At 62.2% G+C, this 23,928-nt stretch carries 22 protein-coding genes; 8 read left to right on the forward strand and 14 right to left on the reverse strand.

What is annotated here, in order from left to right; translation table 11 throughout:
- Window positions 1–46: 46 nt before the first annotated feature.
- A complete protein-coding gene (locus tag L1P09_RS24820) occupies window positions 47–415 on the reverse strand; it encodes a COG4315 family predicted lipoprotein (protein WP_033690727.1) in 369 nt (122 codons plus the stop codon).
- 173 nt (window positions 416–588) lie between these two features.
- On the opposite strand from L1P09_RS24820, the gene phoB reads away from it, so the two are divergent.
- The 3 genes from phoB to L1P09_RS24835 all read left to right on the forward strand — a co-directional run bounded on the left by phoB (window position 589) and on the right by L1P09_RS24835 (window position 4,207).
- Window positions 589–1,278: a phosphate regulon transcriptional regulator PhoB gene (gene phoB / locus L1P09_RS24825; RefSeq protein WP_003253341.1), complete on the forward strand. Its 690-nt coding sequence runs from the start codon at window positions 589–591 to the stop codon at window positions 1,276–1,278.
- 163 nt (window positions 1,279–1,441) lie between these two features.
- Window positions 1,442–2,749 carry a phosphate regulon sensor histidine kinase PhoR gene (gene phoR, locus L1P09_RS24830; RefSeq protein ID WP_054905391.1) on the forward strand — a complete coding sequence of 436 codons (1,308 nt, stop codon included), beginning with the start codon at window positions 1,442–1,444 and terminating at the stop codon, window positions 2,747–2,749.
- A 117-nt stretch (window positions 2,750–2,866) separates the two neighbouring features.
- Entirely contained in the window at window positions 2,867–4,207 is a 1,341-nt protein-coding gene (locus L1P09_RS24835) for a hemolysin family protein (protein WP_009684513.1), read from the forward strand.
- Window positions 4,208–4,301: 94 nt separating this feature from the next.
- On the opposite strand, the gene L1P09_RS24840 is transcribed toward L1P09_RS24835, so the two are convergent.
- The 8 genes from L1P09_RS24840 to L1P09_RS24875 form a co-directional block, all read right to left on the reverse strand.
- Window positions 4,302–5,198, reverse strand: a complete 897-nt coding sequence (locus tag L1P09_RS24840) for a peptidoglycan DD-metalloendopeptidase family protein (RefSeq protein WP_054905390.1) — start codon at window positions 5,196–5,198, stop codon at window positions 4,302–4,304.
- Between the two features lie 80 nt (window positions 5,199–5,278).
- Window positions 5,279–6,175, reverse strand: coding sequence for a response regulator (locus tag L1P09_RS24845; RefSeq protein ID WP_235768259.1), 897 nt, complete (start codon window positions 6,173–6,175; stop codon window positions 5,279–5,281).
- Between the two features lie 162 nt (window positions 6,176–6,337).
- Entirely contained in the window at window positions 6,338–7,108 is a 771-nt protein-coding gene (gene phoU / locus L1P09_RS24850) for a phosphate signaling complex protein PhoU (RefSeq protein WP_029886885.1), read from the reverse strand.
- 130 nt (window positions 7,109–7,238) lie between these two features.
- Window positions 7,239–8,072: a phosphate ABC transporter ATP-binding protein PstB gene (pstB, locus tag L1P09_RS24855; RefSeq protein WP_009684509.1), complete on the reverse strand. Its 834-nt coding sequence runs from the start codon at window positions 8,070–8,072 to the stop codon at window positions 7,239–7,241.
- A 101-nt stretch (window positions 8,073–8,173) separates the two neighbouring features.
- Window positions 8,174–9,790: a phosphate ABC transporter permease PstA gene (gene pstA / locus L1P09_RS24860; protein WP_154211365.1), complete on the reverse strand. Its 1,617-nt coding sequence runs from the start codon at window positions 9,788–9,790 to the stop codon at window positions 8,174–8,176.
- A gap of 71 nt (window positions 9,791–9,861) precedes the next feature.
- Window positions 9,862–12,150: an ABC transporter permease subunit gene (locus L1P09_RS24865; RefSeq protein WP_235768262.1), complete on the reverse strand. Its 2,289-nt coding sequence runs from the start codon at window positions 12,148–12,150 to the stop codon at window positions 9,862–9,864.
- 139 nt (window positions 12,151–12,289) lie between these two features.
- Window positions 12,290–13,288, reverse strand: a complete 999-nt coding sequence (locus L1P09_RS24870) for a phosphate ABC transporter substrate-binding protein PstS (protein WP_009684506.1) — start codon at window positions 13,286–13,288, stop codon at window positions 12,290–12,292.
- A gap of 140 nt (window positions 13,289–13,428) precedes the next feature.
- A complete protein-coding gene (locus L1P09_RS24875) occupies window positions 13,429–14,718 on the reverse strand; it encodes an MFS transporter (RefSeq protein WP_009684505.1) in 1,290 nt (429 codons plus the stop codon).
- A gap of 361 nt (window positions 14,719–15,079) precedes the next feature.
- On the opposite strand from L1P09_RS24875, the gene L1P09_RS24880 reads away from it, so the two are divergent.
- A complete protein-coding gene (locus L1P09_RS24880; protein WP_003253317.1) occupies window positions 15,080–15,478 on the forward strand; it encodes an acyl-CoA thioesterase in 399 nt (132 codons plus the stop codon).
- 71 nt (window positions 15,479–15,549) lie between these two features.
- Complete coding sequence (locus tag L1P09_RS24885) at window positions 15,550–16,446, forward strand: D-hexose-6-phosphate mutarotase (RefSeq protein ID WP_235768264.1); 897 nt, start codon at window positions 15,550–15,552, stop codon at window positions 16,444–16,446.
- Window positions 16,447–16,779: 333 nt separating this feature from the next.
- On the opposite strand, the gene L1P09_RS24890 is transcribed toward L1P09_RS24885, so the two are convergent.
- The 4 genes from L1P09_RS24890 to purE form a co-directional block, all read right to left on the reverse strand.
- Window positions 16,780–17,313: a DUF3299 domain-containing protein gene (locus tag L1P09_RS24890; protein WP_033690729.1), complete on the reverse strand. Its 534-nt coding sequence runs from the start codon at window positions 17,311–17,313 to the stop codon at window positions 16,780–16,782.
- Between the two features lie 48 nt (window positions 17,314–17,361).
- Window positions 17,362–17,607, reverse strand: coding sequence for a GlsB/YeaQ/YmgE family stress response membrane protein (locus tag L1P09_RS24895; RefSeq protein WP_009684502.1), 246 nt, complete (start codon window positions 17,605–17,607; stop codon window positions 17,362–17,364).
- Window positions 17,608–17,703: 96 nt separating this feature from the next.
- Complete coding sequence (locus L1P09_RS24900) at window positions 17,704–18,786, reverse strand: 5-(carboxyamino)imidazole ribonucleotide synthase (protein WP_029886439.1); 1,083 nt, start codon at window positions 18,784–18,786, stop codon at window positions 17,704–17,706.
- Between the two features lie 10 nt (window positions 18,787–18,796).
- Window positions 18,797–19,288 (reverse strand): 5-(carboxyamino)imidazole ribonucleotide mutase, encoded by a 492-nt coding sequence (gene purE, locus L1P09_RS24905; protein ID WP_009684500.1) that lies wholly within the window; start codon window positions 19,286–19,288, stop codon window positions 18,797–18,799.
- A 269-nt stretch (window positions 19,289–19,557) separates the two neighbouring features.
- Here purE and L1P09_RS24910 point away from each other — a divergent pair, with 269 nt between their 5' ends.
- Window positions 19,558–20,175, forward strand: coding sequence for a zinc metalloprotease (locus L1P09_RS24910; protein ID WP_009684499.1), 618 nt, complete (start codon window positions 19,558–19,560; stop codon window positions 20,173–20,175).
- A 6-nt stretch (window positions 20,176–20,181) separates the two neighbouring features.
- Here the strand turns inward: L1P09_RS24910 and L1P09_RS24915 are convergent, their stop codons facing one another.
- The gene (locus tag L1P09_RS24915; protein WP_161891645.1) at window positions 20,182–21,087 is read right to left on the reverse strand and encodes a LysR substrate-binding domain-containing protein; all 906 of its coding nucleotides are present in this window, start codon (window positions 21,085–21,087) and stop codon (window positions 20,182–20,184) included.
- A gap of 182 nt (window positions 21,088–21,269) precedes the next feature.
- On the opposite strand from L1P09_RS24915, the gene aspA reads away from it, so the two are divergent.
- Window positions 21,270–22,694 (forward strand): aspartate ammonia-lyase, encoded by a 1,425-nt coding sequence (gene aspA / locus L1P09_RS24920; protein ID WP_029886441.1) that lies wholly within the window; start codon window positions 21,270–21,272, stop codon window positions 22,692–22,694.
- A 234-nt stretch (window positions 22,695–22,928) separates the two neighbouring features.
- Entirely contained in the window at window positions 22,929–23,921 is a 993-nt protein-coding gene (locus L1P09_RS24925; RefSeq protein WP_047149778.1) for an AraC family transcriptional regulator, read from the forward strand.
- The last annotated feature ends 7 nt before the right edge of the window (window positions 23,922–23,928 follow it).

Genomic DNA, 23,928 nt, shown 5'->3' on the forward strand with positions numbered 1-23,928 from the left:
TTGTGGGAACGGGCTTACCCCGCCCCCACAGGCCTACTGAAAGCCCTTACGGCTTGGCGACGTGCCAAACGTCTTTCATGCCGTCACCGGTCATGTCGCCAGCCTTCTTGTCCTTGACGAAGGTATACAGCGGCTTGCCGTCGTAGGCCCACTGCATCTTGCCGTCGTCCCGCTTGATCTGCGTCCACTTGCCCTCGGCTTTTTCGCCGCCACTGGTCATCAAAGGCGGCCAGTTCTTGGCGCATTCGCCATTGCACATCGACTTGCCGCCGGTATCTTTGTCAAAGGTGTACAGGGTCATGCCGGCATGATCGACCCACATGCCATCCTTTTCCATTGCAGGTTGTGCCGAGGCCACCCCCGGAAGTGCCAGCGCAGTGAAAAGGGCCATCCAGCTCAGCGTATGTCGTGTCATTGGATTCACCATCGTTTCGGGGGGTAATGGGTTCGGGTTGCCAGAACCGCGGCCCTCTGTAGCCTAGTTCAGTCACGCAATGTCGCCAGAACGGCCAACGCCCTGTCACACAGCTGCAATAATTCCGTTATCTAATGCGGGCCAAGACACTGAATCCAGGAGAGGTTTTGAGCATGGTAGGCAGGAACATTCTGATCGTCGACGACGAAGCGCCGATTCGCGAGATGATCGCCGTTGCCCTGGAAATGGCCGGCTATGACTGCCTGGAAGCGGAAAACTCCCAACAGGCCCACGCGATCATCGTCGACCGCAAGCCGGACCTGATCCTGCTCGACTGGATGCTGCCGGGTACCTCCGGCATCGAGTTGGCCCGCCGCCTGAAGCGCGATGAACTGACCGGCGACATTCCGATCATCATGCTCACTGCCAAAGGTGAAGAGGACAACAAGATCCAGGGCCTGGAAGTGGGTGCCGACGACTACATCACCAAACCGTTCTCACCGCGCGAGCTGGTTGCGCGGCTCAAAGCCGTGCTGCGCCGCACCGGCCCAAGCGACAGCGAGGCACCGATCGAGGTCGGCGGCCTGCTGCTCGATCCGATCAGCCACCGCGTGACCATCGACGGCAAGCCGGCTGAAATGGGCCCCACCGAATACCGCCTGCTGCAGTTCTTCATGACCCACCAGGAACGCGCCTACACCCGTGGCCAACTGCTGGACCAGGTGTGGGGCGGCAACGTCTATGTCGAAGAACGCACGGTCGACGTGCACATCCGCCGCCTGCGCAAAGCGCTGGGTGAGGCCTACGAGAATCTGGTACAAACCGTGCGCGGCACCGGCTACCGCTTCTCGACCAAGAGCTAGCTGCAAGCTGCAAGCTGCAAGCTGCAAGCTGCAAGCTGCAAGCTGCAAGAAAGAGCATGTAGCATCAGGCTCAAAAAGGACTATCAGCACCACTGATCCGCTTCATCTTGCAGCTTGCAACTTGCAACTTGCAACTTGCAGCCGGATCCGAAGGACCCATCAATTGAACCAGAACTGGCACGCGACACTGATTCGCCACCTGCTGTTGCTGATCAGCATCTGCCTGATCGGCGGGCTGATCAGCGGCTACTATGGCTGGAGCCTGGCCATTGGCCTGGCACTGTACCTGGCTTGGACCCTCAAGCAACTGCTGCGCCTGCATGACTGGCTCCGCAACCATCAGCCCGACGAGGCGCCGCCCGACGGCTATGGCCTGTGGGGCGAGGTGTTCGACAGCATCTACCACCTGCAGCGCCGGGACCAACGTGTGCGGGGCCGCCTGCAAGCGGTGATCGACCGCGTTCAGGAGTCCACCGCTGCGCTGCGGGATGCGGTGATCATGCTCGACAGCGACGGCAACCTGGAGTGGTGGAACCGCGCCGCCGAGACCCTGCTGGGCTTCAAAACTCCACAGGACGGCGGCCAGCAAGTCACCAACCTGGTTCGCCACCCGCGCTTCAAGGAGTACTTCGAGGCAGAAAACTACCTCGAACCGCTGGAAATCCCCTCACCGATCAACGACCGCATGCGGCTGCAGTTGCACATCACCCGCTACGGCAACAACGAGCACTTGATGCTGGTGCGCGACGTCACCCGCATTCACCAGCTGGAACAGATGCGCAAAGACTTCGTCGCCAACGTGTCGCACGAATTGCGCACACCGCTGACCGTCATCACCGGCTACCTGGAAACCCTGCTGGACAACGTCGAGGACGTGAACCCGCGCTGGCGCCGGGCCTTGCAGCAGATGAGCCAGCAAGGCTCGCGCATGCAGACGCTGCTCAACGACCTGTTGCTGCTGGCCAAGCTGGAGGCCACCGATTATCCGTCGGACAACCAGCCAGTGCCGGTCGATGCCCTGCTGGCCGCCATCAAGAACGACGCCCAGGCGTTGTCTGGGCCGCGCAACCAGCGCATTACGCTGGAAGCAACCCCCGGCGTGCAGCTCAAGGGGAGCGAGTCGGAGCTGCGCAGCGCCTTTTCCAACCTGGTGTTCAACGCCGTCAAATACACCCAGGATGAAGGCGATATCCGCATCCGCTGGTGGGCCGATGCCCAGGGCGCGCATTTGTCGGTGCAGGACTCTGGCGTGGGCATCGATGCCAAACACCTGCCACGCCTCACCGAGCGCTTCTACCGGGTGGATTCCAGCCGGGCCTCGAATACAGGCGGCACCGGGCTGGGGCTGGCCATCGTCAAGCATGTGCTGATGCGCCACCGCGGCAAGCTGGAAATCAGCAGCGTCCCGGGGCATGGCAGTACCTTCATCTGTCATTTTGCCCCGGCACAATTGGTCAACAGCAAGGTCTGAGCAACTCAGGGCCCTTTGCTTTTGCAGCCCCAGCCGCTACATTGGATCCCCTGTGCCAGCAAGAGCTGGCACTTTTTTTCTCTCCATTTCTAAGACGGACCCCGTAAAAACTCCATCATGGACCCTTCCCCTGGTATCAGCCTCAGTTCGTTATTCGCCGATTTCGGCATGATCATCTTTGCCTTCCTGCTGGTGCTGCTCAACGGCTTCTTCGTTGCTGCAGAGTTCGCCATGGTCAAGCTGCGCGCCACCCGGGTGGAGGCCATTGCCGAAGAGCATGGCTGGCGCGGCAACATTCTGCGTAAAGTGCACAACCAGCTGGACGCTTACCTGTCAGCCTGCCAACTGGGTATCACCCTGGCCTCGCTGGGCCTGGGCTGGGTCGGTGAGCCGGCGTTTGCCCACCTGCTGGAACCACTGCTGGCGTATTTCGGCGTCGACTCACCGGAACTGATCAAAGGCGTGTCGTTCTTCGTCGCCTTCTTCGTCATTTCGTACCTGCACATCGTTGTCGGTGAGCTGGCACCCAAATCCTGGGCCATCCGCAAACCGGAGCTGCTGTCGCTGTGGACTGCCGTACCGCTGTACCTGTTCTACTGGGCCATGTACCCGGCCATCTACCTGCTCAACGCCAGCGCCAACACCATCCTGCGCATCGCCGGCCAGGGCGAGCCGGGGCCGCACCACGAGCACCACTACAGCCGTGAAGAACTGAAACTGATCCTGCACTCCAGCCGTGGCCAGGACCCAAGCGACCAGGGCATGCGCGTGCTGGCTTCGGCCGTGGAAATGGGCGAGCTGGAAGTGGTCGACTGGGCCAACTCGCGCGAAGACATGGTCACCATCGACGCCCATGCGCCGCTGAAGCAGATCCTGGCCCTGGTGCGCCGCCACAAGTTCAGCCGCTACCCGGTGTACGACGCCGAGCGCGAGGAATTCACCGGCCTGCTGCACATCAAGGACCTGCTGCTGGAGCTGGCGGAGCTGGAGCACTTGCCCGAAGCCATCGACCTGGACGACCTCGCCCGGCCGCTTGAGCGCGTATCGCGCCACATGCCACTGGCCCAGTTGCTGGAGCAGTTCCGCAAGGGTGGTGCGCACTTTGTGCTGGTCGAAGAAGCCGATGGCAAGGTGATCGGCTACCTGACCATGGAAGACGTGCTGGAAGTGCTGGTCGGCGATATCCAGGACGAGCACCGCAAGACCGAACGCGGCATCCTCGCCTACCAGCCGGGCAAGTTGCTGGTCCGTGGCGACACGCCGCTGTTCAAGGTGGAGCGCCTGCTTGGGGTCGACCTTGACCACATCGAGGCGGAAACCCTGGCTGGCCTGGTCTACGAGACGCTAAAGCGCGTGCCTGAAGAAGAAGAGGTGCTGGAAGTCGAAGGGCTGCGGATCATCATCAAGAAGATGAAAGGGCCGAAGATCGTGCTGGCCAAAGTGCTCAAGCTGGATTGATGGCCATGGGGCTGCCGCGCAGCCCCTCTGGATTTGCGTATACCTGTAGGCGCGGCCTTGTGTAGCGATGGCCTGCCAAGCAGGCCCGACGCTCTCAAGGGTTACCCGCAGTAAAGTCCGGCAAGCCGCTGAGCGGCCTGTCGAACCGGTAAGGGATCGACTCCAGCGCCAAGCCTACGTTGCGCTGTACCACGAAATGCAGGTGTGGCCCGGTGCTGTTGCCGGTATTGCCCGACTTGGCCAGCATCTGCCCCTGGCGCACCCGCTGCCCCTCCTTCACCACCACCGAGTCGCGCATCAGGTGCAGGTAGACGCCCATGGTGCCGTCCGAGTGCAGCACCCTGACAAAGTTGCCCGACGGGTTGGGCTCGCGCCCGCTCTGGCTATTCTGCGTTTTCACCACCACCCCTTCGCGCGCCGCGATAATGGTGGTGCCTTCGGGCATGGCGATATCCATGGCATAGCGCCCCTTAGGCCCGAAATGGCTGACACGGCCATTGGGGCCCTGGGTCACGCGGAATGGCCCGCCAAGCCACGCGAACCCGTAGCGGAAGCCCTGCGGCCGCTTGCCCGGGTCACCCATGGCCTGCAGCAGGGTCGAGCGGTAATTCAGCAACAAACCGGGCCGCCCCCTCAGCACGCTGAGCATTTGCGTGGTGCCCGGTGGCAGCAGCCGGCGCACGATACGCGGGGCATCACCGCCCTGGGCGTTCACCAGGTTGTCCAGGCGCAGCTCGACCTCGACCGGAACATGCAGTTGGTTGCGTGCCGAAAAGCTCACACCGCCGTTGAACACTTTCGCGTTCAGGAACACTTGGCCTTCGAGCGTTTCGACCATGGGCTCAAGCAAATTCAACGGCCTGGCGCCAGGGCCGGGGCGGTCGGAATAGGAAATGACACCGGACTCGTCGGTGCTCTTGTAAAGGGTCACACCCAGGCTCGACGCCGAGGCCATGAAAAGTGCACAGAACAGCAGCAGGCGCCCGGGCATGATAGTGGCTTTTTGACAGTTGAGGTCTGTCGAAGACTAGCAGCAGGTTTAACGGCAAGTGTTGCAGTTGGTCGGATGGCTCAGGCCCCTGGGGTGAAATGCTTCTGCGCGGTGCCACGGGCAATCAGCCGCGACAGGTAATCGAGCTTCTGCGCATCCTGGTCGACGAACTTGAAGGTCAGTTGCAGCCAGTCGCTGTCCGGCTTGGGCTCCAGCGCCGCGACGGCGTGCAGATAGCCGTTCAGGCGGGCGACTTCGGCACTTTCGCCTTGCTCCAGGTCCAACACTGCACCTTCCAGCACCTGTGGCAGCACATCGCCGCGGCGTACCACCAGCAGAGCCTCTTTCAGGCTTAACGCCTTGATCACGCACGGCTGCATGCCATCGGCCAGGCGCAGTTGCCCTTGCCCCCGACCGGTCGGGGTGGCCGCGGCCGGCGTGGGCGTCTTGGCCGCTGGCCTGGCAGCAGCCGGTGCCAGTGCCGGCGCTGCAACCTTTACCGCCTCCGGCTTGCCGGCGGTCAGCGCACTCAAGGAATCGTTGGCGAACGCCGGGTTGGCGCGCGCCGGGGCGATGGCCGTCAGGCTGTCGAGCTTGCCGAGCTTGGTCAGGGCCTTTTTCACCTTGGTCAGCAACTGCTCGTTGGTGAATGGCTTGCCGACAAAATCGGAAACACCGGCCTGGATCGCCTGGATGACGTTTTCCTTGTCGCCACGGCTGGTCACCATGATGAACTGCAGGTGCTTCAACGCAGGCTGCTGGCGGCACCAGGTGAGCAATTCCAGGCCCGACATCTCGGGCATTTCCCAGTCGCACAGCACCAGGTCGAACGCCTCCTTGCCCAGCATGGCCATGGCCTTGCGACCATTGACGGCATCGTCGATCGTCATGCCCGGGAAGGCACTGCGCAGGCACTTGCGGACCAGGTCGCGGATAAACGGGGCGTCATCCACGACCAGCACATTCACTTTACTCATCGAAACTCCTTCTGAACCCGACTAGCCTACTGCCAAATACTGGCTACTTGCTACCACCTGGTAACGCCGGGCGTTCATCCGATCGTTCGCGGGTGCCTGCCGGCTCTCGGCCGTAAACGAAAACGCCCGGCCAAGGCCGGGCGTCGCTGCTCGGGGGCAACCTTACTTATCGTCAGATTCACCAGGAACATTAGCCTTTTCGCCATCGGTGGGCGCGGTGCCCTGCACTTCTGCAGTCATTCGCTTGAGGCCCATGTGACGCACATCGGTACCGCGGACCAGGTAGATCACCAACTCGGAGATATTGCGTGCATGGTCGCCAATACGTTCCAGCGAGCGCAGCACCCAGATCACGCTCAGTACCCGCGAAATCGAGCGCGGGTCTTCCATCATGTAGGTCACCAGTTCACGCAGGGCGGTCTTGTACTCCCGGTCGATGGTCTTGTCGTACTGAGCCACGGACAGTGCCAGGTCGGCGTCGAAGCGGGCAAAAGCGTCCAGCGCATCGCGGACCATGTTGCGCACCTGGTCACCGATGTGGCGCACTTCCACATAGCCCCGTGGCGACTCGCCTTCTTCACACAGCTGGATGGCCCGGCGGGCGATCTTGGTCGATTCGTCACCAATGCGCTCCAGGTCGATCACCGACTTGGAGATACTGATGATCAGGCGCAAGTCGGAGGCCGCCGGCTGCCGACGGGCGAGGATACGCAGGCATTCCTCGTCGATATTGCGCTCCATCTGGTTGATCTGCTCGTCAACCTCGCGCACTTGCTGGGCCAGGCCCGAATCGGCTTCGATCAGCGCGGTGACCGCGTCGTTGACCTGTTTTTCAACCAGCCCGCCCATGGCCAGCAGGTGGCTGCGCACCTCTTCCAGCTCGGCATTGAACTGCTGGGAAATGTGGTGGGTAAGGCTTTCTTTGTTGATCATGCTGTCGCTCCGCGAAGTTGCTAGCCGCTAGCTGCAAGCTTCAAGTGGTTCGTGTCGTTCCCTGGCTCCGCGCTAACCGCTTCATCTTGCAGCTTGCAGCTCGAAGCTTGCAGCTGCGCCAAAGGCGCTCTTAGCCGTAGCGACCAGTGATGTAGTCTTCGGTCTGCTTCTTCGCCGGGTTGGTGAACAGGGTATCGGTGTCGCCAAACTCGACCAGCTTGCCCATGTACATGAACGCGGTGTAGTCCGAAACACGGGCAGCCTGCTGCATGTTGTGGGTCACGATGACGATGGTGTACTTGGCTTTGAGTTCGTAGATCAGTTCCTCGACCTTGAGGGTCGAGATCGGGTCCAGCGCCGAGCACGGCTCATCCAGCAGCAGCACCTCAGGCTCCACGGCGATGGTGCGGGCGATGACCAGCCGTTGTTGCTGGCCACCAGACAGGCCCAGGGCCGACTCGTGCAGGCGGTCCTTGACCTCGTCCCACAGCGCCGCGGCCTTCAACGCCCACTCGACGGCCTCGTCGAGCACGCGCTTTTTGTTGATGCCCTGAATGCGCAGGCCATAGACCACGTTTTCGTAAATGGTCTTGGGAAAGGGGTTGGGCTTCTGGAACACCATGCCCACACGGCGGCGCAGCTCGGCGACATCTTCGCCCTTGCGGTAGATGTTGTTGCCATACAAGTTCACGGCACCCTGTACGCGGCAACCGTCAACCAGGTCGTTCATGCGGTTGAACGTGCGCAACAAGGTCGACTTGCCGCAGCCGGAGGGGCCGATGAACGCGGTCACGCGCTGCTTGGGGATGTTCATGCTGACATCGAACAAGGCCTGCTTGTCGCCGTAGAACAGGCTTAGCCCCGGTACCTCGATGGCCACGGTTTCTTCGGCCAGGCGCAGGCCCTGCTTGCTGCGGCCCAGGGCAGACATGTCGATGCCGTGGGTGTGGGATTCGTTCTGCATGGTTGACTCCGTTTGTAGCTGCAAGCTTCGAGCTGCAAGCTGCCAGTTTGGGCAAAGCGGCAATCTGCTTGGAGCTTGCCGCTTGTGGCTTAAAGCTTCAATCAGCTGTCCAGCGCCTTGTACTTTTCGCGCAGGTGGTTGCGGATCCATACCGCCGACAGGTTCAGGGCCGCGATCACCAGCACCAGCAACAGCGCCGTGGCGTAGACCAGCGGCCGCGCGGCTTCTACGTTGGGGCTCTGGAAGCCGACGTCATAGATGTGGAAGCCCAGGTGCATGATCTTCTGGTCCAGGTGCAGGTACGGGTAGTTACCGTCAACCGGCAACGACGGCGCCAGCTTCACCACACCCACCAGCATCAGCGGCGCCACCTCGCCCGCAGCGCGGGCCACGGCGAGGATCATGCCGGTCATCATCGCCGGGCTGGCCATGGGCAACACAATCCGCCACAGCGTTTCGGCCTTGGTCGCACCCAGCGCCAGCGAGCCTTCACGCACCGTACGCGGAATGCGCGCCAGGCCTTCTTCGGTGGCCACGATCACCACAGGCACTGCCAGCAGCGCCAGGGTCAGCGACGCCCACAGCAAGCCTGGTGTACCCAGGGTTGGCGCGGGCAGCGCTTCGGGGAAGAACAGGCGGTCGATCGAGCCACCCAGCACATACACGAAGAAACCCAAACCAAATACGCCGTAGACGATCGCCGGCACCCCCGCCAGGTTGTTCACGGCAATGCGGATCAGCCGGGTTACCGGCCCCTGCCTTGCGTATTCACGCAAGTAGACTGCCGCAAGCACGCCGAACGGGGTGACGATCACGGCCATGATCAGGGTCATCATCACGGTACCGAAGATGGCCGGGAAGATGCCGCCCTCGGTGTTGGCTTCACGCGGGTCGTCGCTCAGGAATTCCCATACCTTGGCAAAGTAGGTGCGCAGCTTGGTAAAAGCAGACATGCCGTTTGGCTGGAGGGCGTGCACCACCTTGTTCAGGCTGATTTCCACTTCACGGCCGTTGCCATCGCGGGCCACCAGGCTGTCACGCGCGAGAGCCTGGTGCAGGCCGCCGAGGCGCGCTTCGATAGCCTGGTAGCGGCTGTTCAGTTCGGCGCGCTCGGCGTCCATGTCCGCCTGGGCGGTAGCGTCCAGCTTGCCGTCCAGCTCCAGCTTGCGGGCATGCAGCCGCAGGCGCTCCAGGCCATGGTTGATGGCCCCGATGTCTTTCTTCTCCAGTTGCTGCAATTCACCGTTGAGCTGGCTGGCACGCTTGAGCCGCGCTTGCAACTCGCTCCAGGCAGCCGGGCCTTCGGCAACCACCCGGCCCTGTTCCTTGACGCTGACCAGGTAGCCATAGAAGTTGCCCCACTCGCGGCGCTCCAGGGCCATCAGGTCGGCCGGGCGCTGCTCGTCGACCAGCCAATCGCCGACCACCCAGGTGAAATCGCTGCCATAGAGGTCGCGGTTACCGACCTTGATCAGTTCACGGCTCATGAACTCCGGGCCCTGGTCCGGTACCGGCAGGCCGGCACCTTTGAGGCGGGCACGCGGTACGTCCTCCTGCTGCACCACTTCGCCAATCACCACTTGGCCAGCCTGGCCCGGCACCTGGTAGGTGGCCTGCACCAGGTCGGCCGGCCAGAAGTGGCCCAGGCCGCGCACGGCGATGACCGCCAGCAGGCCAACGGTCATGATCACCGCCATGGCCACTGCGCCGCCGCTCATCCACACACCGGGGGCGCCGCTCTTGAACCAGCCTTTGAGGGAATCCTTTTTCACGGATCGCTACCTTTCTATCAAAGCGACGAGTATTTCTTGCGCAGACGCTGGCGAATCAGCTCGGCCAAGGTGTTCATGACGAAGGTGAACATCAGCAGTACCAGCGCGGCCAGGAACAGCACGCGGTAGTGGCTGCCGCCGACTTCCGATTCGGGCATTTCCACGGCCACGTTGGCGGCCAGGGTGCGCATGCCCTCGAACAGGTTCATTTCCATCACCGGCGTATTGCCGGTGGCCATCAGCACGATCATGGTTTCGCCCACTGCGCGGCCCATGCCGATCATCAGCGCCGAGAAGATGCCCGGGCTGGCGGTGAGGATGACCACACGGGTCAGGGTCTGCCAGGGGGTGGCGCCCAGCGCCAGCGAGCCCAGGGTGAGGCTACGCGGCACGCTGAACACGGCGTCTTCGGCGATGGAGTAGATATTGGGGATGACCGCGAAGCCCATGGCGATGCCGACCACCAGGGCATTGCGCTGGTCGTAGGTGATGCCCAGATCGTTGGTGATCCACAGGCGCATGTCGCCAGCAAAGAACCAGTTTTCCAGGTACGGGCTCATGGCCAGGGCGAACCAGCCGATCAGCAGGATCACCGGAATCAGAATCGCCGCTTCCCAGCCGTCAGGTACCCGCAGGCGTATCGCCTCTGGCAGGCGGGTCCAGGCGAAGCCCACCAGCAGAATGCCGAACGGCATCAGCAGGAACAGGCTGAAGACCCCCGGCAGGTGACCTTCCAGGTAGGGGGCAAGGAACAGGCCGGCGAAGAAACCGAGGATCACCGTCGGCATCGCCTCCATCAGTTCGATCACCGGCTTGACCTTGCGCCGCATGCCCGGGGCCATGAAGTAAGCGGTATAGATGGCGGCGGCGACCGCCAGCGGGGCTGCCAGGATCATGGCGTAGAACGCGGCCTTGAGGGTACCGAAGGTCAGCGGCGACAGGCTGAGCTTGGGCTCGAAGTCGGCGTTGGAAGCGGTCGACTGCCAGACGTACTTAGGCTCGTCGTAGTTCTCGTACCAGACCTTGCCCCACAACGCGCTGAAGGAAATTTCCGGGTGCGGGTTGCGCAGGCTCAGCGGCAGCAGCTTGCCGCCTTGTTCGATGATGATACGGTTGGCACGCGGCGACAGGGCCAGGATGCCCGGGCCTTCGGCGACGTGTTCGACCAGCAGCGTACGGTGCGCCGTACTGTGGAACACTCCAAGCTGGCCGTTCGCGTCCAGCGCGATGAAGCCCTTGCGGCGCTCTTCGGCGTCGATCTGCACGATCGGTGCCTTGCCCAGCTGGAAGGTACGGATCTGCTTGAGGCGCGATTCGCCATCCGGGTCGCGGGCCATGAACCACTGGGCCAGGCCGCCCCTGGAGTCACCGACGATCAGCGAAATACCACCCACCAGTTGCCCCGTGGCGGTCACTTCGGTGTCGGCACTGTCGGCCAGTTTATAGCGGCCGTTGAGGCTCCTGTCGCGCAGGCTGAACACGTCGGCCGTGGCCCGGCCGTTGATCACGTACAGCCAGTGCTGGCGCGGATCGATGAAAATGTTCTTCACCACCTCGGTCATCTGCGGCAGGACGATGCGGTTCTGCTCCGTGGTGACTTCTTCGGTCAGCATGTTCTCGCTACGGGTCAACTCCAGCACCTGCAGTTGCGCACCGGTGGAGCCGGCCAGCACCAGGGTGTCACCGTTGGCATTGACGCTCACGTGCTCCAACGCACGGCCCTGCTCGTCGAGCACGAATGGCTGCTCGCCGTAGGGGTAGTCGATGCTGGCGGTAATCGCCTTTTTGTTGTCCGGGTAGGTGATCTTGTAGGCGTGGTGGAACACCAGCGCCTGACCGTTGGACAGGCCCAGCACCACCAGCGGGCTGCCCGGCTGGTCGGCCCCGATCGAAGTGACCTGGGTACCGGCGGGTACCGGCAGGTCGATGCGCTTGAGCGCTTGGCCGGTCTTGGCATCGAAGAACAACGCCTGGCCTTTGTCCGAAACCCGCATGCCCACCAGGTTCTGCTCTTCCAGCGCGATCATCAGCGGCTTGCCGGCATCCTGCTGCAGCCAGGTTGGCTGCAGGGCTTGCTTGCGCGTCAGCTCGGCGCCCTGGAACAGCGGCAGCACTACATAAGCCAGGTAGAAGAAGATCAACGTAATGGCGGCCAAAACGGCAAGGCCGCCCACCAGCACATACCAGCGGGTCAGGCGGTCCTTGAGCGCGCGCAAGCGGCGCTTGCGTTGCAACTCGGGCGTATTGAAATCAATGCGCACGGGCTGGGGTTTTTGGGTCATGTTGGAGTTGGCCAGATCATTCATGCGCACACCCTAGCGGTCCCGTGTGACAAAAACATTACAAAATGGTGACGCGCGAAAGCCCGCCGCACAGGTTACCTGGCTTCGGGCCGGGAATTCGGGGGAGAGGCCGGGCGGTGGCACCGGCCTCCCCTGCAATCACTTACTGCTTGGCAACGCTACCGGCATGGGACAGGCCCAAATCTGCCAGGGTCTTGTCGACGACCTTGGCCGGCAGCGGGATGTAGCCGTCCTTGACCACCACCTGCTGCCCAGCCTGCGACAGCACCAGCTTGACGAACTCGGCTTCCAGCGGCGCCAGTGGCTTGTTCGGCGCCTTGTTCACGTACACGTACAGGAAGCGCGACAGTGGGTAGGTGCCGTTCAGGGCGTTGGCTTCGTTGTCTTCAACGAACGCGCTGCCTTCTTTCTTGGCCAGGGCTACGGTCTTGACGCTGGCTGTCTTGTAGCCGATGCCCGAGTAACCGATGCCGTTGAGCGAAGAGCTGATCGACTGCACGACCGAAGCCGAACCGGGTTGTTCGTTGACGTTAGGCTTGAAGTCGCCTTTGCACAGGGCCTCTTCTTTGAAGTAGCCATAGGTGCCGGAAACCGAGTTGCGGCCGAACAGCTGGATCGGCTTGTTGGCCAGGTCGCCGGTCACACCTACATCACCCCAGGTCTTGACCTCGGCCTTGCCCCCACACAAGCGGGTCGAGGAGAAGATGGCATCGACCTGCGCCATGGTCAGGCCCTTGATCGGGTTGTCCTTGTGCACGAACACGGCCAGGGCGTCGACGGCAACGGGAATAGCGGTCGGTTTGTAGCCGTACTTCTGCTCGAAGGCTTGCAGCTCGACGTCCTTCATCTTGCGGCTCATCGGGCCGAGGTTGGCAGTGCCTTCGGTCAACGCAGGTGGCGCGGTGGAGGAACCCGCCGCCTGGATCTGGATGTTTACGTTCGGATATTCCTTCTTGTAGGCCTCGGCCCACAGCGTCATCAGGTTGGCCAAGGTGTCGGAGCCGACGCTGGAGAGGTTGCCCGAAACACCGGTGGTCTTGGTGTACGTCGGGATCGCAGGATCGACAGCGGCCACCGCGTTGGCGGTTGCAACGCCAGCGGCGGCGAACGTGAGGGCCGCCATCAAACGCTTCAGTTTCATGCCTTGCTCCTAGCAGGAATATTGGGGTGCTGGATGGAACGGGCCCCAGTATCGGCAGGCCGCATGAACACGATATGACCTAATTGTGACAAATGGATTAAAGGCCATCATTTGAGGGCCGCGCCAACCGCCAGCGCAGCTCAGCGTTTGTTGGCGAGCAGATAAACCCCTACGCCCAGCCCGACGGCACACAACCCCGCCACATAGTAGGCCGGCGCCATGGGGCTGATCTTGAGCAGCGCCGTCACCACCATCGGCGTCAGCCCGCCAAAGATCGCGTAGGCCACGTTGTACGAGAACGACAACCCACTGAAGCGCACCACCGCCGGGAACGCCTTGACCATCACATAAGGCACCGCGCCGATCACTCCCACGCACAGGCCGGTTACCGCATACAGCGGGAACAGCAACTCGGGCCGGGTTGGCAAGCTATGGTAGAAGCTCCAGGAGGTTATCAGCAGCAACAGGCTGCCAATCACGAACACTCGGCCCGCGCCAAATCGGTCCGCCAGGCTGCCAGCGCTGATGCAGCCGAAGCTGAGCAGTACGATGGCCAGGCTGTTGGCCTTGAGCGAGTCGGTGGGGCTGATGTGGTAGATGCTCTGCAACAGCGCCGGGGTCATCAGGATGAGCACGACGATGGCCGCCGACAGCATCCAGGTCAGCAGCATCGACAAGATGATCGCGCCACGATGGTCGCGCAGCACCGCACGCAGCGGTAGCTCTTCTGCCAGGGCCTTGCGCTGCTGCATCTCGGCGAATACCGGCGTTTCGTGCAGCCAGCGGCGCAGGTAGACCGAGAACAGGCCGAACACGCCACCCAGCAGGAAGGGGATGCGCCAGGCGTAATCCGCGACTTCTGCAGGGCTGTAGACCGTGTTGATCAGCGTGGCGACCAGCGACCCCAGCAGAATGCCCGAGGTCAGGCCGGCCGTGAGGGTGCCGCAGGCGTAACCGGTGTTACGCGCCGGTACGTGCTCGGAAACGAACACCCAGGCGCCCGGCACTTCCCCTCCGATCGCAGCGCCCTGGATAACCCGCATCAGCAGCAGCAGGATCGGTGCCCACATGCCGATCTGGGCATACGTTGGCAGCAGACCCATGATCAGCGTCGGCAGGGCCATCATGAAAATGCTCAGGGTGAACATCTTCTTGCGCCCGAGCAGGTCGCCAAAGTGGGCCATGATGATGCCGCCCAGCGGCCGCGCCAGGTATCCGGCCGCGAAGATGCCGAAGGTTTGCATCAGGCGCAGCCACTCGGGCATGTCGGCCGGGAAGAACAGCTTGCCGACCACCGTGGCGAAGAACACGAAGATGATGAAGTCGTAGAACTCCAGCGCCCCGCCCAGTGCGGACAGTGAGAGGGTCTTGTAGTCACTGCGGGTCAGCGGCCGCGAGGGCTGCTCGATACTGCTCGGCACGGAAGTCATCGCTGGTTGTTCTCTTTATAGGGCATGCAGGCCGCTGGGCGCGCGGCTTCTGGATTGGGAGACCAGCGAAGATAGCAAATTGCCGAGGCGTGCTGATAGCGCTACAAAAACCCTACAGATATTCACGAATGTGCGGTCGTCGCTGGCCGTTATGCTCTATATACTGGCAACTCGTAGGAAAAGGTTGCGCCTAACGTGGGATGTTGTGCGAAAACGCCGGTCTTTATTGTCAGGCGGTTTCGCAGAGTTTCCCTACGGCCGCCCAGTGAAACGAAATCGGCGTAGTATGTTTCAAGCTGAATCGTTTACCCGGCCCTCGCGCCACACCAACGAAAGCGTCACGGGTCAGAGGCCCCATCGCATGATTGAGCTCGAACAAGAAGATCCTATCCCGCAGGGCGACCTGGCCTTGCAGATCACTGCACTCCCGCGCGAGACCAATGGGTTTGGCGACATCTTCGGCGGCTGGCTTGTCGCCCAGATGGACCTGGCCGGCACTGCCATGGCCAGCCGTGTCGCCGGTGGCCGGGTAGCCACCGTGGCCATCGACCGCATGGCGTTCCTCGTGCCGGTCGCCGTGGGCGCGCAGCTGTCGTTCTATACCCAGACCCTGGAAATCGGCCGTAGCTCGATCCAGATGATGGTCGAAGTGTGGAGCGACGACCCGCTGTCCAGCGAATGGCGCAAGGTCACCGAGGCGGTATTCGTCTTCGTCGCCATCGACGGCAGCGGCCGCACGCGCTCGGTGCCTCGTCGCTGAGCCTTGCCGGCGGTAAACTCATTGCAGGTGCCCGGGTCCAAGGCCCACTGGCAATCAATGAGACAAGTGCAATGGCAACCTTCCAGGTCGTAACCGAGCAACATGGCGAACTGAACTGCTGGCGTATCAGCAGCAACCACGCCGAACTCCTGATCGCCCAGCAGGGCGCACAGATCCTCAGCTACCAGCGGGTGGGCGAGCCGCCACTGCTGTGGCTGAGCGACCAGGCCATCTTCGGCAAGGGCAAGTCGGTGCGCGCCGGGGTACCCGTGTGCTGGCCGTGGTTCGGCAACCTGCAGCGTAACCCCCAGGCTGTGCAGGCCATGTACAACGGAGCGCAGGCGCCTGCCCACGGCCTTGCGCGCGCTCGAGACTGGCAATTGCTGGGTATCGAGGAAGTCGGCCAGCAACTGCAGATCGAATTCGCGCTGCCAGAAGCGCAGGGTCAACTGCCCGACTGGCCGCATTCAGTCGAACTGAAACTGATGGTAGCGCTTGGCGCGGACCTGAAACTGAACCTCACCAGTCGCAACGTGGGCACTGCACCCGTCACCATCAGCCAAGCCCTGCACAGCTACTTTGCGGTCAGTGACGTGCGCCAGGCCCAGGTCGAAGGGGTGGAGGGGCTGAGTTACATCGAAACCTTGGCTGACTGGCAACAGCGCCAGCAGCAGGGGCCGCTCACGTTCACCGGGGAGACTGACCGGATCTACCTCGGCGCCCCGCAAACGCTGAGCATTGTCGACCCGCACTGGAACCGGCGGATAACCCTGACCAGCAGTGGCTCGCGTTCGGCGGTTATCTGGAACCCCTGGACCGAACGGGCCAGGGAGCTGCCGGACATGGCCGATGAGGGTTGGCAACGGATGCTATGCATCGAGACGGCGAATGTGTGGGATGACCTGGTGGAGTTGAAGCCTGGGGCCAGTCATTCGCTGGGCGTGGTGCTGGCTAGCGAAGCGCTTTGAGTACCCGGGACCGCTGCGCGGTCCTTTCGCGACACAAGGCCGCTTGTGTCTTGAGAGGGGATTAGAATCTGCAGTGAGAGCGGTGAATGACAAGCTGAATGCCGCAGGTGCCTAGAGCACGAGCAGGAGCAGAAGCTGTCATTCACCGTTCCACTTGTGGGAGCGGGCGTGCCCGCGAACACCGGCGCAGCCGGTGCCAGACACCGCGTCGCCTGCTTCGCGGGCAAGCCCGCTCCCACAATGAATCGCGCAGGCTCTTCAAATTTTGGGCAAGACAGTTGCTGTTACTGGCGATCGCGAGCCGTTGCAGGTGCGGCCTTGTGTGGGGAGGTCTCAGAGGTCGGCGTCTTCCACCACCCTCACCTTTGCGGCATCCAGCGCATAGGCGGCATCGGCCAGATCATTGCTGACCTTCTCCACCTTCAATTTGCCGGTGACCCACAGTGGGGTGTAGATGTCATCGATCTTCAGGCCTTTCGGGTAGCGCACCAGCACCAGCTGATTGGGCGGCGGAGGCGGTACGTGGATGCACGCGCCCGGGTAGGGCACCAGGAAGAACAACGTGCTGTTACCCTTGGCATCGCTTTCCAGCGGTACCGGGTAACCGCCCAGGCGGATGTCCTTGCCATTCATGGCTGGCACGGTCTTGGTGGAATACATCACCGCCGGCAGACCCTTGCTCTGCTTGAGGCCGCCCTTGTCGGTGAAGGTACCCATGGCTTCCGGCGAGTTATGGTCGATTTCGGGCATCTGCTCGAGCGCCTTCTGGTCCGACTTGGGCATCAGTTCAAGCCAGTCGGTTTCAGGCAGTTCGGCATGGGCCAGGGTGCTGGCCAACAGCAGGGGCAGGAGAAAAAAGGCACGCATGACAATGCTCGGCAACTCGATGGAATTGCCGAGCATTCTAACCGGTATTCAGCGTTTCTTGATGAACCCGTAGATCACCAGAAGGACAATGGCACCGACCAGCGCGCCGAAGAAGCCCGCTGCCTGCCCAGCCTGGTAAATGCCCAGCGCCTGGCCGCCATAGGTGGCCAACAGCGAACCGGCAATACCCAGCAGGATGGTCATGATCCAGCCCATGCTGTCGTCGCCTGGTTTGATGAAGCGGGCCAGTAGGCCGACGATGAGGCCGATGAAGATGGTTCCGATGATGCCCATGGCAATCCCTCTGCAGTGAAAATGGAACAAGCCAAAGCCTAGACAGCGCTTCGACTTGTTGCCATTTCAGAGGGCAAGCCGCTGGTAGAAGTTCGATCAGTTGCTGATCAGGGCCTCTACCTCGGCAATTTTGCGCTCGAGGGTAGCCATGTCGTGGCAGCGCAGGGTGGCGTGGCCAACCTTGCGGCCGGCCTTGAAAGCCTTGCCGTAGTGGTGCAGGTGGCAGCCATCGATGGCGATCACCTTGTCCACGGCAGGCACTTCACCGATGAAGTTGAGCATCGCACTCTCGCCCACCTTGGCGGTGGAGCCCAGCGGCAGGCCGGCCACCGCGCGCAGGTGGTTCTCGAACTGGCTGCATTCGGCACCTTCGATGGTCCAGTGCCCGGAGTTGTGCACGCGCGGGGCGATTTCGTTGGCCTTCAGGCCACCGTCGACTTCGAAGAACTCGAACGCCATCACGCCCACGTACTCCAGCTTTTGCAGTACACGGCCTACATAGTCTTCAGCCAAAGCCTGCAGCGGGTGTGCCTGGCTGGCCACCGACAGGCGCAGGATGCCGCTCTCGTGGGTGTTGTGCACCAGCGGGTAGAAGCGGGTTTCGCCATCACGGGCCCGTACGGCCACCAGCGAGACTTCGCCGGTAAAGGGTACAAAGCCTTCCAGCAGGCAGGGCACGCTGCCCAGCTCGGCGAAGGTATCAACCACGTCTTCAGGCGTGCGCAGCACCTTCTGGCCCTTGCCGTCGTAACCCAGGGTACGGGTTTTCAGCACGGCTGGCAGGCCGATGCTGGCGACTGCGGCGTCCAGGTCGGCTTGCGAGAGGATGTCGGCGAAAGCCGGGGTAGGAATACCCAGGTCGCGGAACATGCTCTTCTCGAACAAGCGGTCACGGGCGATGCGCAGCGCTTCGGCGCTGGGGTAGACCGGTACGAACTGCGAGAGGAAGGCCACGGTTTCGGCCGGGACACTCTCGAACTCGAAGGTCACCAGGTCAACTTCGTCAGCCAACTGGCGCAGGTGCTCCTGATCGCCGTAATCGGCCCGCAGGTGCTCGCCCAGAGGCGCAGCGCAAGCATCCGGCGCCGGGTCGAGGAAAGCGAAATTCATGCCCAGCGGGGTACCCGCCAGGGCCAGCATGCGGCCCAGCTGGCCGCCACCGATTACACCGATCTTCATGGGTTGAGCCTCAAGCCTGGCGCGGGTCTGGGTTGTCCAGCACGGTGTCGGTCTGTTCCGTGCGGAATTGCTTCAGCGCAGCGTGGAATTGCGGGTATTTGGCACCCAGGATGCTGGCCGACAACAGCGCCGCATTCACTGCACCGGCACGGCCGATGGCCAGGGTGGCAACCGGTACGCCGGCTGGCATCTGCACGATCGACAGCAGCGAGTCGACGCCCGAGAGCATCGACGACTGCACCGGCACGCCCAGCACCGGCAGGTGGGTCTTGGCGGCGCACATGCCCGGCAGGTGGGCAGCGCCACCAGCACCCGCGATGATCACCTCGATGCCACGGCCCTCGGCCTCTTCGGCGTACTGGAACAGCAGATCCGGGGTGCGGTGGGCGGACACCACCTTCACTTCGTAGGGAATGCCGAGTTTTTCCAGCATATCGGCGGTGTGGCTAAGGGTGGACCAATCGGACTTGGAGCCCATGATCACGCCAACCAGTGCACTCATCGTCGAGCCTCTCCTGCAAGCGCCTTCTGGCGCGCTATAAAGCAACAAGCCACGCGGGTAGGCCGGCGTGGCTTGTCATACGGATTCTAATCGGCCCGGTGGCCGAAGGCGCGGGATTGTAGCGTACTTGCAGGCGGGCCGCCCACCCCTGCAAGCACATGACAGATAAAAGGGCAAGCTGTCTCGCGGGACAACTTTTTCCGGCTGCGACGCGTAACGGCAGTTGCAAGAGGATTGAACACCCCTGTTCAAACTTCTTGGAGAAAAAGATGGCCAGACCATTTTTCACCTCACTGCTGTTTTGCATGACGATGGCCCTTCAGGCCTCCCCCACATGGGCTGCGAGAACCTTGGTGGTTACTATCTATCCGCACGATGAACTAGCCGATGTGAGCGACAAACAGATCGATAAAGACTACGTGCAGCCGTGGCTGGAAGAAATGCGCAGAATCAGCAATCACTCAATTGAGGTCATCTTCAAGCGTGATGTTGCAGGCATTACCGATATTCCTTATCGCCAGATGCCTCCAGAAGATACCCACAGGGTCTTCAGCGCTGCAGCGCATCCACAGTTCAGGTGGCAGAAATCGATTTTGCTGACGCGCGATAGTTTCGGCCTCAATAGCGAAGGCGCAGAACACCTTGGCCTGGCCAAATTGGGCTATGCCCACGCGATCGCCTCAATGACCAGCTATGGCACCCTGGGGCATGAACTGGGTCACTTGATGAACGCCACTCACGAGGCAGCAGAGCTACGCTACAACCCATGGCCATGCGAGACCTTTGTCTATCCGGCCCGCTTCTCGCTTCGGGCCAATTGCTACCGCTACAGCGACCAGAACAGAGCGGCCATCGCCAATCACCTTGATCACGCGCTTCGTAACTGAAGAGGCTCACTCTGGCGCAGGCGTATTTTCCAGCTTGCGCCAGAGTAACCGCACGTTGGCCTTACGCACCAAGGCGCAGCGGTACAGGCGGATTTCCAGTGGTACATGCCACTGGCTGCCTCCGCAGATCGCCAACTCACCGCGTTCCAGCTCGCCCCGCATCGAAAGCCGGGGCACCCAGGCGATGCCCATGCCTTCCAGCGCCATGCTTTTGAGGCTGTCCGCCATGGCGGTTTCATAAACGGTGGTATAACGCACATTGCGCTGGCGCAGCAGCAGGTTGACCGACCGCCCGAGGAAGGCCCCGGCAGTATAAGCCAGCAGTGGCACGCTACTTTCACCTTCCAGGTCGAACATGGGTCTGCCGTCGGCGCCCACCGCGCATACCGGCACCATTTCGGTATTGCCCATGTGCAGCGACGGGAAAATCTCGGCATCCATCTGCAAGGCGGCGTCCGGGTCGTAGAACGCCAGCATCAGGTCGCAGCCGCCCTCGCGCAGTGCATGCACGGCATCCCCTACGTTAGTCGCAACCAGGCGGGTGGCGATATTCAGGCCGTCATTACGCAGCTGTGCCACCCAACGCGGGAAAAAGCCCGACGCCAACGAGTGCGCTGCAGCCACCTGAATGACCTCCCCCTGGCCACCCTCAAGGTGATGCAAATGGCGGAGAATTTCGCCCAACTGGTCGACAACCGTGCGCGCCGTAACCAGAAACAGCTGCCCGGCCTCGGTCAGCTCTATCGGCGTGCGGGAACGGTTGACCAGTTGCAGGCCCAACGCTGCCTCAAGGCTGCGGATACGCCGGCTGAAGGCCGGTTGGGTGACGAAGCGCCGCTCTGCCGCCTGGGAAAAACTGCGGGTGGCGGCCAGCGCACTGAAATCTTCCAGCCATTTGCTTTCAAGGTTCACGAAGCACATCTCCCGTCGTGCACCAAAATGGAACACGCTCGAATTTCGATTGGCGTCACATGAATCACTATGCCGTTTGTGCATAGGTTAGCGTGCAACAGCATTGGCCGCAAAATCCCCTTAAGGCCTAGGATTGGCGCCATTCCGGCATGTGCCGGGTCAACATCGAGATGATATACATCATGTCCGCTGCTGCATCGTTCCGCGTCGAAAAAGATCTGTTGGGCACCCTGGAAGTACCTGCCGATGCTTACTACGGCATCCAGACCCTGCGCGCTGCCAACAACTTCCACCTCTCCGGTGTTCCGCTGTCGCACTACCCGAAACTGGTAGTGGGCCTGGCGATGGTCAAGCAGGCTGCTGCCGACGCCAACCGTGAGCTGGGGCACCTGAGCGATGCCAAGCATGCTGCCATCAGCGCCGCCTGCGGCCGCCTGATCAAGGGCGACTACCACGAGCAGTTCGTGGTCGACATGATCCAGGGTGGCGCCGGTACGTCCACCAACATGAACGCGAACGAAGTCATCGCCAACATCGCGCTGGAGGCTATGGGCCACCAGAAGGGTGAGTACCAGTACCTGCACCCGAACAACGATGTGAACATGGCGCAGTCGACCAACGACGCCTACCCGACGGCCATTCGCCTGGGCCTGCTGCTGGGTCACGATGCCCTGCTGGCCAGCCTCGAAAGCCTGATCCAGGCATTCGCCGCCAAAGGCAAGGAATTCGACCACGTACTGAAGATGGGCCGCACCCAGCTGCAGGACGCCGTGCCGATGACCCTGGGCCAGGAATTCCGTGCCTTCGCCACCACCATGACCGAAGACCTGCAGCGCCTGCGCTCGCTGGCGCCGGAGCTGCTGACCGAAATCAACCTGGGCGGTACCGCCATCGGCACCGGCATCAACGCCGACCCTGGCTACCAGGCCCTGGCCGTACAACGCCTGGCAATCATCAGCGGCCAGCCGCTGGTACCGGCTGCCGACCTGATCGAAGCCACCTCCGACATGGGTGCCTTCGTGCTGTTCTCCGGCATGCTCAAGCGCACCGCGGTCAAGCTGTCGAAAATCTGCAACGACCTGCGCCTGCTGTCCAGCGGCCCACGCACCGGCATCAACGAAATCAACCTGCCAGCGCGTCAGCCAGGCAGTTCGATCATGCCAGGCAAGGTCAACCCGGTTATCCCGGAAGCCGTCAACCAAGTCGCCTTCGCCATCATGGGCAACGACCTGGCCCTGACCGTTGCTGCCGAAGGTGGCCAGCTGCAGCTGAACGTCATGGAGCCGCTGATCGCCTACAAGATCTTCGACTCGATCCGCCTGCTGCAACGCGCCATGGACATGCTGCGCGAGCACTGCATCGTCGGCATCACCGCCAACGAGCAGCGCTGCCGTGAGCTGGTCGAACACTCGATCGGCCTGGTCACCGCCCTGAACCCATACATCGGCTACGAAAACGCCACCCGTATCGCCCGCGTTGCCCTGGAAACCGGCCGCGGCGTGCTGGAACTGGTGCGTGAAGAGAAGCTGCTGGACGAAGCGATGCTCAACGACATCCTGCGTCCGGAAAACATGATCGCGCCACGCCTGGTTCCGCTGAAGGCGTAACCGGCTGCTGCACACTGTCTCACCAGGTTAAGGGACTAGACACCTCTCAACCTTTCCAAGCCCGGGCTTATGCACCGGGCTTTTTTTTGCCTGCTGGCTTGCGCAGGCGCGTGCCCTGCCTACACCGGTAGACGTGGGAGCGGCCTGGCGCCGCAAAGGGGCTGCACAGCCGCCTTTGAATATCGGCACACAACTTGCTCCATAATGTGTTCCAGGCCCACGGGATTACCCAGCATGCTGCACAGCCACCTGACCACCCTCAACGCGGTTTCGCTGATACTCAACGTCTTCCAGGCAGACGGTGCTGAGGCTTCGGCGCTGCTCGCCGGTAGCGGCATTGGCCCGGCAGACCTGGGGCACGCCGACGCGCGCATCACCACACAGCAGGAACTGCAAGTGTGTGCCAACGCCGTGGCCCGGCGGGAAGACATCGGCCTGGAGCTGGGCCAGCGCATGCATGTGTCGTGCTATGGCATGCTCGGTTACGCCCTGCTCTCCAGTGCCACTTTGGGTGACGCCCTGCGCCTGGCGCTTCAGTATCCGGCACTGCTGGGAACAGTCTTCTCGCTGCGCTTGCGCGACGATGGCCAACGCGTCTGGTTCAGCGCCAGCGAGTACCACGACAACCCGGCATTGAGCGCTTTCAATGCCGAGTTCTGCCTGGTTTCGCTGAAAGTCATCTGTGACGACCTGCTTGGCCGCCCATTGCCGCTGCTGGAGGCACGCTTCGAGCACCCTCGGCCTGACTACCATGCACGCTATGCCGGTGCGTTCCAGTGCCCAGTGGTGTTTGCGGCGCAAGACAATGCCTTTGCCTTCGAGCGGCGCTGGCTGGATACGCCGCTGCCGTTGGCTGACCCGATCACCCACAAAGCCATGAGTGAACGCTGCCGGCGCCTGAACCTGGAATTCACGGGTCGCCAGGCCTGGCTGGGGCGGATTCGCCAGTTGCTTACGCAACAACTGGACGCCGCGCCAGGGCTGGACGGGCTGGCACGGCAGATGAACTGCTCGTCGCGCACGTTGCGCCGGCATTTGCAGGCGCTGGGTAGCAGTTACCAGCAGTTGCTGGACGAACTGCGGTTCGAGCGGGCCAAGCAGTTGCTGGCCGATGAGCAGATGCCAATCTACCGCATTGCCGAAACCCTGGGGTTCAGCGAAACGGCCAGTTTCCGGCATGCCTTTCAGCGTTGGAGTGGTGTAGCGCCCAGCCATTTCCGCGGTTGACCTGTGC

Origin of the sequence: Pseudomonas juntendi (assembly GCF_021560075.1) — a bacterium.
Taxonomy (GTDB): domain Bacteria; phylum Pseudomonadota; class Gammaproteobacteria; order Pseudomonadales; family Pseudomonadaceae; genus Aquipseudomonas; species Aquipseudomonas juntendi.